The sequence below is a fragment of the Olsenella kribbiana genome, assembly GCF_036408795.1.
GTDB classification, from domain to species: Bacteria; Actinomycetota; Coriobacteriia; order Coriobacteriales; family Atopobiaceae; genus Olsenella_L; species Olsenella_L kribbiana.
The window spans coordinates 228,331-242,792 of sequence record NZ_JAZGJP010000002.1; the positions used below are offsets into that span (position 1 = coordinate 228,331).

A 14,462-nucleotide genomic window follows, 5' to 3' on the forward strand; every position below is an offset into this window, starting at 1 on the left:
CACATGGTTTCTGCATCTGGCACAGCCTATGCAGGAAAGGGAAGGGGAGATGCATGGGGAGAGAAGAGACACCTGCTCGTATGGGCCTGATGAAGCCGTCAAAAAGAAGGAATATGTTCTCCAGCGGCTGTCTGTGCCAGACACATACAAACGAGGAGGCAGCATCGCCCCGGTATCTCAGCAGCAGAAAGAAGAAGGCGCACCGGCAACGAGCCGGTGCGCCTTGCGGCTGCAGATGCAGGGATGGGTCTACTGCTTCTGCGACATGTCGACATCCACGTCACGGAAGTGGTAGATAAGGTTGCCGATCTTCATGCCGCTCACATACGGCTTGGCAGCGAAGTAGCGCTTCGGGTAATAGAGCGGGCAGGTTCCCCAATCCTGGAAGCAGAGGATCTGCTCTGCCTGCTGGAAGTCCTGGACCTGCTTGTCGGCATCCTCCTCCGAACGGGAGGCCTCGACGATGCTGTCGAACTCCGGATTGCTGTAGAAGGAGCCCTTTGCAGCGGAAGAGCTGCTGTGGAACAGGGTGTAGAAAGCGATGTAGGAATCCTTGAAGACCATGTTCCAGGAGAAGATGGTGGTTTCGAGGTCTCCATTGCGCCAGCGGTCGGTCCAGATGCCGGAATCGAGGACGTTTACATTGAGGGTGATGCCTACCTTCGCGAGATAGTCCTGGATAGCGACAGCGACAGCCTGCTCCGATGCGCGCACGCCGCACTCGAGCGTGAGATTGGTGGCACCTGCCTCCTCGAGCAGGGACTTTGCCTTGTCGGGGTCATACTCTATGACCGGCAGCGAATCGTCGTGTCCCGGCAGGTTCGGGTTCAGGTATTCGGTGGCAGGGATGCCTGCGCCGTGCAGGACGGTATCGACAAGCTCCTGGCGGTTGATTGCGTGGTTGATGGCCTCGCGCACGCGGGAATCCTTGAGGTTGTCCTTGGAGAGGTTCAGGTTGAAGATATAGGTTCCCAGAGGATCGTACTCGTGGAGCTCCTTGCTGACGGTGGCATCGTTCTGGTACTGCTCGAGCAGCGAAGGATCCACATCGCAGAGGTCGATATCACCGTTCACGTACGACATCATCTTCGTGTTTGCATCATCGATATATCTGACATCGAGCTCGTCGATCTTTGCCGGCGTGCCATGGTACTGATCGAACTTCTCGAAGACGAGCTCGGTCGCATCGTCGTTCTGCGTGAGCTTGAAGGGGCCGGTGCCTACAAGATTGGTGCCGGAACCCCAGGTGCCGCCGGCAGACTCCACCTTCTCGACCGCTGCCTCGGGATAGATCATGAAGAACTCGGAGCCGAGGATGTTCATGAAGGTCGGATAGGCATACTGCAGCTTGATCGTCAGATGGGTATCGTCCTGCACTTCGATGCCGGAGCACTCGGTGGTGGTACCGTTGATCACATCGGGAGCGCCTTCGATGAAGTTGATCATATAGAGGCTCTTGTAGCCCGTTGCAGGATTGAGCATGCGCTCGACTGACCATTTGACATCGGATGCCTTGAGCGTCGATCCATCGTGGCAGGCGATGTTGTCCTTCAGCGTGAGCGAATAGGTGAGGCCATCTGCCGAGACGGTCGGTATCTCCTTGAGCAGGCAGGGGACAAGCTCGAGGTCCTCTGTCCACATGAGCGGAGATTCTGCGACGCAGTCTGCAAGCGAGTAGGAGAGCTGGTCGTTGATCACATGCTCGTCGAGACCCTTCTTCGCGTTGGTCTGGGCGAAGTTCAGGACCTTGCGTCCATCCTCGTCGCTGGTCTCGGAAGAGCCGCAGCCAGAAAGGCCAAGCGCTGCGAGCGCCGCCGTTCCTGCTGCACTTTCGATGAACTGCCTCCGTGTCATGCCGGATCTGTGCGTGGCAAGCACCTGCTGCACGAAGCTTTCGCTGGGGCGCCTGCTGCTGTCTGCTTCAGCCATGATTACCTCCTTGTTCTGGCTGGCATAGGGGCCGGCAGGGCTTTCAGGAGACGGATGGTTTCCGGAAAGCTGTGCTGGCGTGGCTTCGCATTCTAGGAGGCAATGCGGGGACGTCATTGCATTGCTGTGAAACTGCGCTGTGTTTTAACCATCCTGTAATACAGTTCACACTATGGTTTAGCCATGCATTATCCATTTCTTTGCATCGGAGATGACGTCATGAGCAGAGTAGCAGACCGCTTCATTGCCTATGCCAGGATAGATTCGCCTTCGGATCAGGACAATCTTGCACATACTCCCTCGCTGCCGGGACAGTTCGATACGGCGAGAAAGATTGCCGGGGACCTCAAGGATATGGGAGCCTCCGATGTCTGCGTGGATCAGCACGCCTACGTGACTGCGACGATTCCGGCATCCAAGGGGGCGGAATCTCTGCCGGCTCTTCTGCTCTGCGCCCATCACGATGTGACACCCGATGTGAAGGCTACTGGCGTGAAGCCGCATATCGTGCACTATGAGGGAGGGACCCTCCACATCGGATTCGATGCAGAGGGCAACGAGGTCACGACCGACGAGAAGGAGACGCCGGGGCTCGCCGACTATGTCGGCCAGGATGTCATCTGCTCGGATGGCACGACGCTTCTGGGGTCTGATGACAAAGGTGCTGTGGCAGAGATCGTGGAGCTGGCAGCACGCCTTCTGGAAGATCCTTCCAAGCCCCATCCCACGCTGAAGCTGGCTCTTGTGCCTGATGAGGAGATTGGCCACGGCGCACGTCTGCTCGATATCGTGAAGACAGGCTGCCGGTGGGGCTACACCGTCGACGGCGAGCGGGTCGGCAAGCTCAACTATGAGTGCTTCAACGCCTCGATGTGGGACGTGACGGCACGTGGCCTCAATGTCCATCCGGGCATTGCCAAGAATGTCATGGTCAATGCCGTGCGGGTGCTCGAAGAGTTCGATATGGCGCTGCCGGCAGAGGAGCGGCCCCAGTATACCGAGGGCTATGAAGGCTTCTTCCATATGATGAGCCTCACGGGAGACGTGAACCATGCGATGGCGCGCTATATCGTGCGCGACCACGATGCAGGGAAGTTCGCTGAGCGCGAGCAGCTCATGCGCGATGCTGCGGCCTACATCAACAAGCGCTATGGGAAGGAGCTCATTACGCTTTCCGTGAACGAGCAGTACCGCAACATGGCAGAGGTCATCAAGAGCGAGGGAGGCCAGTGCCTCATCGACAATGCGCTTGCTGCCATCAGGGAGGCAGACGTTGAGCCCGAGGTGCTGCCAATCCGTGGCGGCACCGATGGTGCGCAGCTGACCTACCGCGGGCTTCTCTGCCCCAACATCACGAATGGCGGCCTCAACCATCACAGCATCAAGGAGCTCCAATCGGTCCAGTCGATGGAGAAGACGGTAGAGATCCTCGAGCATCTGGTTGCACGCTTCGCTGTGCCCAAGAAAGCATAGAAGAAGTTGCAGAGAAGGGGCAGGCAGAACAATCCGCATTGATGCGCGCCAGGCAGGCAGCCCCGCCGGGAGGCGGCCTGAGGGCAGGGCAGAAGAAGGCACGCCGGGCCGAAGGGACCCGACGCGCCGGTCTTGCACTGTCTTTGGATCGGCAGATATGTCTAGGCAGTATAGGGGACAGCCCAGAAGTCAGGCGCCCCATAGTGTGCATCGTTTGCTGCAGAGAACCAGCGTCCTGCCATATCGTTTGTGGCAACAAGCTTCTTGAGTGCATCGGGAACCGTCGTGTCGGCATCCATTGCTGCCAGGATCTCGTCGTATGAGGTGTGGGCATCGGCCATACCGATGACAGCATCGGTCTCCGTTGCGTCGAACACCATGCTTTCCTTCTTTTTGCTGTCCCAGGCATCCCAGGTGGCAAGTCCCTCGCCGTTGGGATTTCCGGTCTCGAGGAAGTTCTTGAGGTAGGCGTTGAATGCCTTGCCCATGGCCTGGTAGCCCTCCTTGTCGAAGGTGTCAGGAACGAGGGAGGTGTAGTTGTTCTTCGAAGAGAGCATCGGCACGAAGATGCCGTGGAACGACCCGAATGTGTCGATCTTGACGGCAGACGTCTCGCCGCCGAACGCTACCTGGCAGACATAAATGTCCTTTCCATAGCGTGAATCCATCTCCTCTGCCGAGCATTCTGCATTGAAGATACGGTACATGTCGGAGCCATACCTGATCGCAAATGCCTTGGCGGCTGCCTGCTCGTCTTCCGACCAGGCAGTGAGAGGATCGCTCTTCCAGAAGGGATCGAAGGCGCTGAACATGCTGAACTCGGTCGTGCCGGTGAGCATGAGAAGCGGCACCGCATTGTAGTCTGCATTGGCAAAGCCGCCCTTGGGAAGCACGATATCGTCCTCGAACAGATGCGGAAAGACACTCATGCGGATTCCCGCATTGCCCATGAGCGGGGCCAGACGCTCCGCTGAGACGCCCCGGAGCCACGCTGCCACCTCCGCGTCGTCCTCAAGAAGCCAGCGGTAGGCCTCTTCCTCGGTCGCCGCCTTGCCATCCTCTACGACAAGCGGAGCAAGCGCCAGGGCCTCCTTCTTCTGTGACGGCTCGATCTCCGCTGTCGTCATTCCTCCCGAGTAGGCGATGGCCTTGTCGAACTTGCCGGCAAAGAGGGGACTTGCGAGCATGGCCATGACATCACGGCCGCCGGCAGAGAAACCTGATACCGTGACATTGCCAGGGTCTCCGCCGAAGGCTTCGATATTGGAGCGGATCCAGTCGAGGGCCGCTGCGATATCGAGCATCGCGAAATTGCCGGTATCCTGGCCGAAGACAGGAAGGCACATGAAGCCGAAGAGCCCCAGGCGGTAGGAGAGCGACACGTAGACGCATCCATCGTTCGCGGCAAGATCCACACCGGGGATTTCCTGCGAGGTGCCGGTCTGGTTGTTCCCGCCGTGGACATAGACGAGAACAGGCTGCTTCTGGGCGCCCTCTGTGGCATAGATGTCGAGATCGAGGCAGTCTTCGGTGCCGGTGACCTCGTTGTTCGAGAATTGGATGGCAGGGTCTGCCGGGCTCGTGCAGTCAAGCTCTTCGCTCCAGCTTGCTGGCTCTTCTGGCGCCTGCCAGCGGAGATCTTTCTCCGGAGCCTTGGCATAAGGGATGCCGTACCAGATGCGTACGGAACCCTCTTCCGTGCCCTTGACGGGTCCATACGCAGTTTCGATGGTCGTTCCGGAAGAAGGAGCTGCTTTCTGTCCCTCATCCTTCTGCGGTGCCTGCTGCGCGCCGCATCCAGCAAGCGCCAGGCCGAGCGCGGCTGCAGCACCTCCCGAAAGCCCGACGAACGATCTGCGTGTAAGCCCTGCTCTCTTTTCCATGCTCTCTCCCTTGCATCTCTATGGTCAGCCTGGACATCAGGCCAATCGGCACAAAAAACTCCCCGGAGGATCTCGCATGCACCAGATGGCATGATGCCAGGTGCGTGAGTAATGCCTCCGGGGAGTAACAATCTCGATGGGGGGAAGCGTATCAGGTGAATGTATCCTGAAAGAGCGGCTGCCCGCCGAACGGCAGCAGATCGGAGATGAGTGGTATCAGAAATGCGATACCGGCAGGCTGGACGGAGAAGAGGGCTCTTCAGGCAAGTGCCTGTCCAAGCTGCAGCAGATGCATGTTCTGGTGTTCTACATCCGGTTATCTGGCTGTCAGATGGCACAATGGCCGCTTGGCGCATAACGTTTTCGCTGGCTCGTGGAGATGCTGCTTGGGAAAAGCTGTATCAGCAGCAGAGCCTGATATCATCAACGCCGAAATGCTCTCTTTGGCTGCTGCAGATCGTGAAAGATCTGACAGAGACAATGTCCACGATCGTGTTCAGGCCATGCTCCGCCATGCTGCTATGGCTGTTTGCCAGGATGCAGCCTCCACCTGTCATGATCCAGATGCTGGCATCGCCACGACCTGGCTTTTCAGCGGACATGTACCTGAGCGGGTCCGACTCTTTCGTTCGGCCGGAAGAAGATGCGATAGTCTCGCTATTGAACAGGCTTGGCAGCGCCTATGCCACCAGGCGCCGCATATTTTTTTGGAAGTGCAACATGTGCAGGTACAGATTCATCGAAGAAGGCAAGCTCTGCGGGCCGGAGAGTCTTCCGATGCTGTCATCCTGAGTGAGGTCGGAATTGAGTACTTCAGTGCCATCGGCAGATATGACATAGGGATGCATCTTATTGATTGCCTGTTTCAGCTGAGCATCCCGCACGTGGTGCCTATGGATCATTGCCCGCATCATGCCCAGGGGAAAATGGCCGCAGCAGACAAAAGGCAGCCACTGCCGAAGCGGTGGCTGCCTCTGTGCATATCTGTCGGACCAGCGTGATTACATGTGGTCGTGGCAGGTGCGGGCAATGACATTGAGCTGCTGCTATCGGACAGTTCCTCAGCGGCAACCACGCTGTAGGGAACCTGCCAGATAGAGTCTCTAACGCGATGCCTGCATGAATCTGATGCGGCTTGTATGCAAAAGGGCGGAGGAGCTGCCTTAAGATTCTTCACCTGCAATCGTGCGCATCCTCGCGGCTATGGCATCCGAGACCTCTCGATCGTATTCTCCATATCTGATGAGCTGGCCGCATCCATTTTCGCTCCAATACCTGAGATGATGGGAGAACTCCGATAGCTCTGCAGCGGTATTGAAGGAATTGACGAATTCGGCAATCTGCTCTATGAGCGATAGGTCCTGAGCGTCGAATGGCTGTATATCGATATGCTGCGGAACGAGGACCTCTCCCCATCCCTTTTGCTGAAAGCTGATGATTCCGTGCTCCGTCAGGAAGAGCCGGATTTCATCCATGTTGTCCATGACGGGACCATACGTTGCATGGGCATAGGAAAGACCGGTCAAAGAGCGGCTGGTCTGCTCGCAGAAGAGCATGTCTGCAAAGAACATGGCTTTCTGCAGCTTTGTCCAGTACAGATCCTTGCATTTTTCGGACAGCAGGAATACCAGCGCAGATACTCTCGTGAGGTCCAGAGCGCGGTATCCATTGAGAGAAGAGGGCTTGGCTGCGGTGCGTTCCAGCAGTTCCGTTTGGATTGCTGCCGGCTTCTCCTCAGAACCTTCGAGCTCGTCTATATGTTTTTCGATTGCGGCTACAGAGCGGGCGGCCAGGTTCTGGCCATTCCGCTCCAGCAGATGCCGCGCGCCCGTAGCTGTCTGCGCTGCCGCAAGCGTAGAGCTGTGCAGCTGGTCAGGTATGTCTCCATGCTCATAGCGATAGATGGTCTGTTCTCCGAAGCCCAAGAACCGGCTGAATTCGCGCAGGGAGAGACCATAGGATTTTCTGAGATTGCTGATTCCCTCTGGTGACATGATTCCATGCTTTGAACGGTAGATGTCGTATGCGCAATCGAGATTTTCTCCTTCGATGCGTGCGTCGCCGATGGGCTGGCCGCATACAGGGCAGACTGCAACAGTCTCGATGTAGTCGATATTCTCGCCGTGGACAGAAATTGTCGCAGGGCGCCTATGCAGCACTGCCTGCACCTCTGCATCGCATTCTGGGCAGTAGGTATCGAGATATCTATTCATCTGTGTCTCTCCTTTCAACATAGGCCTTCACCGACAGACACTTGGCTCGTTTGATGTCGACACGGATGGATAGTTTCAGATAGAGTCTTTCCCCGTCATGCACGGGCGAAAATTCGGCTACAGTCCACTTCGCGTAACGTGGGTCTCTATCCTGCTCCGGCCCATCGAAGCAATCCTTTGCCTCCAGGGAGAGGATCACGTTGGTGAGCGTTTCCATGGACATGCCCCTGCTTGCCATGAATTCCTTGCTGGCATCTCGTGGGACAAGGATGAACGAGTTCTTCTCCACGAACTGCTTGAGTTGGATCAGAAAGAGCTCTATCAAGGCAGATGATTTCATAAGCCTCCTCTGATTACTGTCATTATATAGTGACAACAATCAGCCATCAAGACAGCATCCATGGTGCTGGTGAGGATATTCGTGGGCCGAATGTCCTCTGTCTACCTGAGCATGCAAAGAGGCAGACAGAAAGGAAAAGGCAGCCACGGCTCATGCCATGGCTGCCTCTTACGTGCATCTATCGGACCTGTGTGATTACATGCGGTCGTGGCAGGTGCGGGCAATGACATCGAGCTGCTGCTCGCGGGTCAGGTCGATGAACTTGACGGCGTAGCCCGAGACACGGATCGTGAAGTTCGCGTACTCCGGCTTCTCGGGGTGCTCCATGGCATCCTTCAGCTTCTCGACACCGAAGACGTTGACGTTCAGGTGATGTGCGCCGTGGTCGAAGTAGCCATCGAGCACATTCACGAGGTTGTTCGTGCGCTGCTCGAGATCGGTGCCCAGGGCAGACGGGTTGATCGTCTGGGTGTTGGAGATGCCGTCGAGGGCGTACTCGTAGGGGAGCTTTGCCACGGAGTTGAGGGAAGCCAGAAGGCCATTCTTCTCGGCTCCGTAGGAGGGGTTGGCACCCGGCGCGAACGGAGTGAAGGCGGGACGGCCATCGGGCAGGGCACCCGTTGCCTTGCCGTAGACCACGTTCGAGGTGATGGTCAGGATCGAGGTCGTGGGCTCGGAGTTCCTGTAGGTGTGGTGCTTCTTGACCTTCGTGATGAAGGTCTTGAGCAGCCACACAGCAATGTCGTCGGCACGGTCATCATCGTTGCCGTAGCGCGGGAAGTCGCCCTCGACCTTGTAGTCGACAACGAGGCCGGTCTCGTCGCGGACGGTCTTCACCTTTGCATACTTGATGGCGGAAAGGGAGTCCACGACATGGCTGAAGCCAGCGATGCCGGTCGCGAAGGTACGGCGCACATCGGTGTCGATCAGTGCCATCTCTGCGGCCTCGTAGTAGTACTTGTCATGCATGTACTGGATGAGGTTCAGGATGTTCACGTAGAGGCCTGCGAGCCAGTCCATCATCAGGTCAAACTTGTGCATGACCTCGTCGTAGTCGAGATACTCCGACGTGATCGGGGCAAGCTCGGGGCCGACCTGCATGTGGTTGCCCTGCTTGTCCGTGAACTTCGCGTCCTTGCCGCCGTTGATGGCATAGTTCAGGCACTTTGCGAGGTTGGCACGAGCGCCGAAGAACTGCATTTCCTTGCCGGTCTCGGTAGCAGACACGCAGCAGCAGATGGAGTAGTCGTCTCCCCAGACCGGACGCATCACATCGTCGTTCTCATACTGGATGGAGCTGGTCGTGATGGAGATCTTGGCGGCATAGCGGCGGAAGTTCTCCGGGAGGCGCTTGGAATAGAGGACCGTGAGGTTCGGCTCGGGAGCAGGACCCATGTTCTCGAGCGTGTGGAGGAAGCGGAAGTCGTTCTTCGTGACCATATGGCGGCCGTCCATGCCAAGCCCTGCCATCTCGAGCGTGGCCCAGACCGGGTCGCCGGAGAAGAGCTCGTTGTAGGACGGGATGCGGGCAAACTTGACCATGCGGAACTTCAGCACGAGGTGGTCGATAAGCTCCTGTGCTTCCTTCTCGGTGATCTTGCCGGCCTCGAGGTCGCGCTGGATGTAGATGTCGAGGAAGGTCGAGATGCGGCCCACGGACATGGCAGCGCCGTTCTGGGTCTTGATGGCAGCAAGGTAGCCGAAGTAGAGCCACTGAACAGCCTCATGGGCATCGGTTGCAGGCTTGGAGATGTCGTAGCCGTAGATCTTGGCCATCTCCTTCATGCCCTTGAGGGCACGGATCTGGTCTGCGATCTCCTCGCGCTGGCGGATGACATCGTCGAGCATGGTGCCGTCGCCGCAGTTCAGGAGGTCAGCCTGCTTCTGCTGGATCAGGAAGTCGATGCCGTAGAGGGCGACACGGCGGTAGTCGCCGACGATGCGGCCACGGCCATAGGTGTCAGGCAGGCCGGTGATGACATGGGAGTGGCGGGCAGCACGCATCTCAGGCGTATAGGCATCGAAGACTGCCTGGTTGTGGGTCTTGTGGTACTCGTTGAAGATCTTGTCGTACTTTTCATTGATCTTGTAGCCATAGGACTCGGCAGCCTGCTGGGCCATCTTGATGCCGCCGTACGGCATGAAGGCACGCTTCAGGGGCTTGTCTGTCTGGAGGCCGACAACCTTCTCGAGCTCCTTGTGCTCAGGATCGATGTAGCCAGGGCCGTAGGCAGTGAGGCCGGAGACGACCTCGGTCTCGCAGTCGAGGACGCCGCCCTTGGCGCGCTCCTGCTTCTGGAACTCCTGGACATCGCCCCAGAGCTCGTCTGTCGCTGCGGTCGGACCCTCGAGGAAGGACTCGTCTCCCTCATACTGGGTGTAGTTGCGCTGGATGAAGTCGCGGACGTTCACGTCCTTTGTCCAGTGGCCAGGGACAAATCCCTTCCATGCTTCCGTTGTTGCCATCAAGAACCTCCTATTTTCCTGTTGCCTCTTTTGGTGTGCGAAGAATATGAAGCGCGTGCTCGACCCTCTCTGGGGTGGGTGGTTCGGTGTCCCTCAGGGTGTAGGGGATGCCAAGTTCGTCCCATTTGAAGATGCCAAGCGTGTGATAGGGCAGAACCTCGATGCGCTGGACATTGTCCAGTGTCTGGATGAAGTCGCGGGTGCGCTCGAGGTAGGAATCTACGTCCGTGATGTCAGGGACGAGGACATGGCGAATCCAGACCGGGATTTTGTGGTCGGAGAGCCACCTCAGTGCTTCAAGGATGTTCTCGTTGCCGTGGCCTGTGAGCTTCTGGTGCTCGACAGGATCGATGTGCTTGATGTCGACCAGCACAAGATCGGTCGACGCCATGAGACGCTCGAAGCCGGAATGCCAGGGCTCCTGCGTCGTGTAGGGAGCAAGAGAGGTGTCGAGGCAGGTATTGATGCCGCGCTCGTGGGCCTTCTCGAAGAGCTCCGTCACGAAGGGAACCTGCATGAGGGCTTCGCCCCCGGATACCGTGATGCCGCCTTCGGGTCCCCAGTAGGAGCGGTAGCGTTCCGCCTTGTCCAGAAGCTCGTCTGCTTCCATCAAGGTCCCGCCATCGAGCTTCCAGGTATCAGGATTGTGGCAATAGCGGCAGCGCATCGGGCAGCCCTGAAGGAAGATGAGGAACCTGACGCCTGGACCATCTGCCGATCCGAACGATTCGACTGAATGAATGCGGCCCTGCATATGCCCCTCCTGCCCAAGATTTGGTGGTGCACGTGATGTGATGGCATCAAATCTAGGGGGTCAGGCTTTACCGTTCCTTGACTCTAATCAAGTTGCAGAATTGTTTCGGGAAATTTTTCTGAGACAGAGTCCTATCTGTCAGAAACCATAACGGATGCTGGCGGAGTATGCCCGTTTGTGGCGGGAAAAGGCATCGAGCTGACAGAGACAGATTGGAATGCATTCTCCTTCGTCCTTCTGGATGCCATCGATCTTTGCCGGCTCGATCTGTCTTGGTGGCACATTGCGCCAAGCATGCAGTGAAAATGCCTTCCCCAAAGAAGAAGGGGGAAGGCGTTGCAATGGCTGTCTGATGTCTGGCGGGCACCTACTCCAGCGTCTTGGCCCAGGCAATGACATGGGAGGTCACAAGGGGATAGCAGATGCACTCGACAGCTACCTTGATGGCGCTCGCGACAACGATCATCTGGCCGATGACAGGCCAGGGAAGGACGCCTGTGAAGGCAAGGAGCGTGAATACCGTCATGTCGAGCGTCTCACCCCCAATGGTGGAAGCAATGCATCGCCATGCCAGTCTCTTCTCTCCGTCATGCATATGCATGAGCTCCATGATCTTGGCATTGGAGTGGGAGCCTGCGACATAGGCGGTGAAGCTTGCAGCCAGGATGCACGGGGTAGAGCCAAGCACGGCTTCGAGGGCAGACTGTGCCGTGAAGGTAGAAAAGGACGGTGACACAAGCGTCGGCTGGAAGAGGATGACGCATAAGAGGTCGCAGAGGAAGGCCGTGATGGTGACGCGGCGTGCTGGGTCGAGCTTGCGGCAGCGTGGCTTGCGCTTGATGGATCGCCTGAGGCGTACGAGATCTAGTCCTCTGGAATGCTTGTGTCTGCATCCATCGCACGCAGTGGGCTCGATTCGCGATATTCCCTGGGGCTCTGTCCTGTCATCTGCCTGAAGCGGTACGAGAAGTTGCTGTCGCTTGAAAAGCCCGTCTCGCGTGCGATGCGTGAGACGGGCTCTGTCGTCTCTACGAGAAGCTCGCGTGCCTTCGTGATGCGATAGCGCAGCAGATAGTTGTGGGGAGAGGTCCCAAGCTGGCGCTTGAAGATGCGCATGAGGTAGGAGGGGCTCACATTCGCTTCGCGTGCCATGTCCTCTACCGTGAGGTCATCAGCATATCTGAGCTCGACGAGCCTGCGCGCTGCCTCGACAGGCCCTGTCCCCATCTCCTGCACCTCAGACTGCACAGCTGTCTCTGCCATCGTGGCCACGATGTCGTATATCGCCCTGTCCTGGCGAAGCATGGGAGCGGCACCCTCCTTTTCGAGCTCTTGGAGGATGGTGGTGAAATGCCGCTCTGCGAAGGATGCTGCAAGGGGCACGGGAACAAGGCGGGGAAGGCCGAGCACTTCGCCCATGGCAGCGATGGCGGGACCATCCACATGCGCCCACCAGTGATACCAGTGCCCTCGGTCCTGTGCTGTGCCATAGTTCTGCGGGCTCCGGCAGTCCATAAGGAGGGCATGCCCCTTCTCGAGGCGTACACCCTGTCCTCCCTGATGCACGACGCCGGCACCGCTGAAGGTATAGAAGAGCAGATAGCTGTCCTTGCTCGTGCGCGAGGTCGAGAAATTGCCTAAGGCATAGAAGCAGCCTGCTTCCGTGCACCAGAGGGGCTGGCGGCGCTCAAGCTCGCTCGGCGTCGAGCGGATCCATTGGCTCTGGCGTTCCATGTCAAGCGTATAGGTAAGCATGGCTGACCCACCCCTCATCCGGCATGCATACGGCTCTTCCAAAGAGGATAGCTTTTCGAAAAACATGGTCACTTTGCAGCATAGATATACGCAGAATGACCATGTAATATGCCCAATAGACAAGCAGGGAAGAGCAATTCACTATTTCGAGATTGGGCAGGCAATGGGACAGAGGCATCTTGCTATCGACATCGGCGCTTCGAGCGGGCGCCACATCGTGGGCGAAGTCATCGATGGCCGCATGGTCCTCGAGGAGGTCTATCGCTTCGAGAATGGCCTCATCGAGAAGGATGGGCATCTCTGCTGGGACATGAACAAGCTTTTCAAGAACGTCGTCGAGGGCCTGCGTGTGGCAGGGGAGCGTGGCCTTGTTCCCGATACCATCGGCATCGATACCTGGGCAGTGGACTATGTCCTGCTCGATGCAGACGACCATCGCATAGGAGATGCGGTCGGCTATCGCGACTCGCGCACGCAGGGCGTGCGCGATCTTCTGGAGAAGCAGCACATCCTCTCCTTCGACGAGCAGTATATGCGTTGCGGCATCCAGTACCAGCAGTTCAATACCTGCTACCAGCTCTATGCGCAGAAGGCAGAGCATCCAGAGCAGCTTGCATCTGCCCGTACCTTCCTCATGGTTCCTGACTACCTCAACTTCCTGCTCTGCGGCGTCAAGGCCAACGAGTACACCAACGCCAGCACTACAGCGCTCGTGAATGCCAAGACCATGGACTGGGACAATGGGCTCATCGATCGCCTGGGCCTGCCACGCGAGATCTTCCAGCCCATCAGCATGCCCGGCACGGTGCTGGGCACATTCACGCCGGAAATCGCCGAGCGTGTGGGCTACTCAGCCCAGATCGTGCTTCCGGCAACCCATGACACGGGATCTGCCTGGCTCGCCGTTCCTGCCAGGGACGAGAAGGCTGTCTATCTCTCATCTGGCACCTGGTCGCTTCTGGGCTGCGAGCTGCGCTCTGCCATTACCACCCCTGCAAGCGCCCAGGCCAATTTCACGAACGAAGGCGGCTATGAAGGCCGCTTCCGCTACCTCAAGAACATCATGGGCCTCTGGATGATCCAGAACGTCCGCCGCGAGCTTGGCAAGGAGACAGGCGCGCTTCCCAGCTGGGGCGAGCTTGTCAAGGCAGCTGAGGCTGCCCGTACAGAAGGCTTTGCCGCAACTGTCGATGTAGACCAGCCGGCATTCCTGGCACCCCAGTCCATGGTCTCTGAGATCAGGCAGGCATGCAGGGAGGCAGGGAAGTCCGTGCCTGAGACGGCAGGCGAGGTTGCACTTGTGGTGTATGACTCGCTCGCCTCTGACTATGCCCGCTGCGTCCAGGAGCTCAAGGAGCTTACCGGCACGGACTATACTTCCATCAATATCGTGGGCGGCGGCTCGAACAACGCCTACCTCAACCAGGCGACAGCAGATGCCACGGGGCTTCCGGTCTTTGCCGGCCCCACCGAAGGCACTGCTCTTGGCAACCTCATGGTCCAGTTCATCGCGGAAGGCGCGTATCCAGACCTCGAGAGCGCGCGAAGAGCCATCAAGGACAGTTTCGAAATCACCGAGTACCAGCCCAGATAGGCAGACAGGCACAGAAAGACAGGCGGGGCACAGGAGCCCTGCCGGAAGGAGAGAA

12 protein-coding genes are annotated in these 14,462 nt (G+C 58.0%); 4 read left to right on the top strand and 8 right to left on the bottom strand.

What is annotated here, in order from left to right:
• Positions 1 to 249: 249 nt before the first annotated feature.
• On the bottom strand, positions 250 to 1,929 hold the full coding sequence (locus VXJ24_RS02590; protein WP_330971356.1) for an ABC transporter substrate-binding protein: 1,680 nt from the start codon (positions 1,927 to 1,929) through the stop codon (positions 250 to 252).
• A 219-nt stretch (positions 1,930 to 2,148) separates the two neighbouring features.
• On the opposite strand from VXJ24_RS02590, the gene pepT reads away from it, so the two are divergent.
• On the top strand, positions 2,149 to 3,402 hold the full coding sequence (pepT, locus tag VXJ24_RS02595; RefSeq protein ID WP_330971357.1) for a peptidase T: 1,254 nt from the start codon (positions 2,149 to 2,151) through the stop codon (positions 3,400 to 3,402).
• Between the two features lie 161 nt (positions 3,403 to 3,563).
• Here the strand turns inward: pepT and VXJ24_RS02600 are convergent, their stop codons facing one another.
• Positions 3,564 to 5,285: a carboxylesterase family protein gene (locus VXJ24_RS02600; protein ID WP_330971358.1), complete on the bottom strand. Its 1,722-nt coding sequence runs from the start codon at positions 5,283 to 5,285 to the stop codon at positions 3,564 to 3,566.
• 136 nt (positions 5,286 to 5,421) lie between these two features.
• Here VXJ24_RS02600 and VXJ24_RS02605 point away from each other — a divergent pair, with 136 nt between their 5' ends.
• Positions 5,422 to 5,643, top strand: coding sequence for a hypothetical protein (locus VXJ24_RS02605; RefSeq protein ID WP_330971359.1), 222 nt, complete (start codon positions 5,422 to 5,424; stop codon positions 5,641 to 5,643).
• Positions 5,644 to 5,671: 28 nt separating this feature from the next.
• Positions 5,672 to 6,286 (top strand): hypothetical protein, encoded by a 615-nt coding sequence (locus VXJ24_RS02610; protein WP_330971360.1) that lies wholly within the window; start codon positions 5,672 to 5,674, stop codon positions 6,284 to 6,286.
• A 162-nt stretch (positions 6,287 to 6,448) separates the two neighbouring features.
• Here VXJ24_RS02610 and VXJ24_RS02615 read toward each other — a convergent pair whose 3' ends face one another.
• The 6 genes from VXJ24_RS02615 to VXJ24_RS02640 form a co-directional block, all read right to left on the bottom strand.
• A complete protein-coding gene (locus tag VXJ24_RS02615; RefSeq protein WP_330971361.1) occupies positions 6,449 to 7,498 on the bottom strand; it encodes a type II TA system antitoxin MqsA family protein in 1,050 nt (349 codons plus the stop codon).
• The gene (locus tag VXJ24_RS02620; protein WP_330971362.1) at positions 7,491 to 7,838 is read right to left on the bottom strand and encodes a hypothetical protein; all 348 of its coding nucleotides are present in this window, start codon (positions 7,836 to 7,838) and stop codon (positions 7,491 to 7,493) included. Before VXJ24_RS02620 ends, VXJ24_RS02615 begins: the two co-directional genes overlap by 8 nt.
• Before the next feature lie 195 nt (positions 7,839 to 8,033).
• Positions 8,034 to 10,304 (bottom strand): formate C-acetyltransferase, encoded by a 2,271-nt coding sequence (gene pflB, locus VXJ24_RS02625; protein ID WP_330971363.1) that lies wholly within the window; start codon positions 10,302 to 10,304, stop codon positions 8,034 to 8,036.
• A gap of 10 nt (positions 10,305 to 10,314) precedes the next feature.
• Positions 10,315 to 11,058, bottom strand: coding sequence for a pyruvate formate-lyase-activating protein (gene pflA, locus VXJ24_RS02630; RefSeq protein ID WP_330971364.1), 744 nt, complete (start codon positions 11,056 to 11,058; stop codon positions 10,315 to 10,317).
• Positions 11,059 to 11,425: 367 nt separating this feature from the next.
• A complete protein-coding gene (locus VXJ24_RS02635) occupies positions 11,426 to 11,983 on the bottom strand; it encodes a queuosine precursor transporter (RefSeq protein ID WP_330971418.1) in 558 nt (185 codons plus the stop codon).
• Positions 11,923 to 12,813 carry a helix-turn-helix domain-containing protein gene (locus tag VXJ24_RS02640; RefSeq protein WP_330971365.1) on the bottom strand — a complete coding sequence of 297 codons (891 nt, stop codon included), beginning with the start codon at positions 12,811 to 12,813 and terminating at the stop codon, positions 11,923 to 11,925. Before VXJ24_RS02640 ends, VXJ24_RS02635 begins: the two co-directional genes overlap by 61 nt.
• A 163-nt stretch (positions 12,814 to 12,976) precedes the next feature.
• Here VXJ24_RS02640 and rhaB point away from each other — a divergent pair, with 163 nt between their 5' ends.
• Positions 12,977 to 14,407, top strand: a complete 1,431-nt coding sequence (gene rhaB, locus VXJ24_RS02645) for a rhamnulokinase (protein ID WP_330971366.1) — start codon at positions 12,977 to 12,979, stop codon at positions 14,405 to 14,407.
• The last annotated feature ends 55 nt before the right edge of the window (positions 14,408 to 14,462 follow it).